Source organism: Turicimonas sp. TL08, assembly GCF_054660695.1.
The window spans coordinates 1-1,114 of sequence record NZ_BAAGDP010000055.1 but is presented as its reverse complement, the minus strand read 5'-3'; the positions used below and the strand labels follow the sequence as shown (position 1 = coordinate 1,114).

The window sequence follows — 1,114 nt, the reverse complement described above, 5'->3', positions numbered from 1 at the left end:
AAACAGTTTAATGTCTCGATTCAGATTCTCGATGATCCGGAAGACGAAGCTTTTGAAACGGAACTGGTTAAGGATGTAATTACGCTGATGACTGTGTTCTCGGCTCGTCTTTACGGAAAAAGGAGCTGGAAGAATCGACGGGCTCTAGAACAAACTCAATCGAATTCTGTGCCAATTGGCAATTAGATGAACTCCTTACCGACAGATACCCCCTGTTTCGTGTAAAGTGGGGGGATGAAGACCGTAAATTCTTTACCATTGACAGTAACGCGATTGTTCGCACCGATTCCTCCTGAGACTCAGGCGGAGTTGGATTTGTTATGTGAGCTTTACGGTAGAACATTGCAGAAGTTCCAAATGGCTTTCTGCACTCACGAGCTCAGAGAAAAAGTTTGGAACTGGCGCACCTTTAGAGATGAAATCGTTCATTGCCTAAATCTTCCGCAGCTGAAGTTTGAAACTTTGCTTGAAGATCTCAAAGTGCAAGGGAAACGCTCGCAGGTCGAACTTTTGAAGTTTCTGCGTTCTCAGCAGAGCTCAGAAGGGCCACACCTGCAGGCTCGTCATTGGAAATTGTGCTTAGAAGAGGCGAGCCAAGGACTTCGTACCTATTGGCAGACTGTAAAAGCAGAATTAAAAAGACAATGGGAAGGTTTTTCGGCCGCTATTCCAACGAGCCTCAAACACTCGTCTATATCAATTGGATTTTAAGAGAGACTGAGCAGCAGTTTTACATGGCTTCTCAAGGAAAAGTTCCATATCCTCAGCCTCCTAAGCTCAATCCAAAAGAAACGGACGCTGAAGAAAGATACCGGAAGCGGCTGGCAGCCTTTGAGAAGCTCAAAGAAGACATTAAAAATGTTAAGAGGTATGCCGTTGCTAAGCGAGTCTATTGCGCAATCAAGAAAGTCCGCAGAAAGATAAGGCTTCCTCACTGCCGTCTTAGTTCCAACAGAGCAGACTTTGACAGCAGCTGCTGGAGATTAAATTCTAAAGACCAGAATGAGTTAAGGCTGACGTCATATGCAGAAGGGGCTAAGAAGCGGGCGCCCGTTGCATTGCGCATCCTAGGCAAAGGAGCACTTAGAGGAACCATTCAGCTCATTAAAAAACT

Annotated in this window: 3 protein-coding genes; all 3 read left to right on the top strand. The window is 45.4% G+C overall.

Features of this window, described 5'->3' with window-relative positions:
* Positions 1-186, top strand: a 186-nt coding sequence (locus ACYQ4O_RS12880) for a recombinase family protein (protein ID WP_460175862.1), incomplete at its 5' end; no start/stop codon positions are given.
* Between the two features lie 48 nt (positions 187-234).
* Positions 235-711 carry a hypothetical protein gene (locus ACYQ4O_RS12875; RefSeq protein WP_460175861.1) on the top strand — a complete coding sequence of 159 codons (477 nt, stop codon included), beginning with the start codon at positions 235-237 and terminating at the stop codon, positions 709-711.
* A 23-nt stretch (positions 712-734) separates the two neighbouring features.
* Positions 735-1,114: hypothetical protein (locus tag ACYQ4O_RS12870; protein WP_460175860.1), on the top strand; the 380-nt coding region annotated here is incomplete at its 3' end.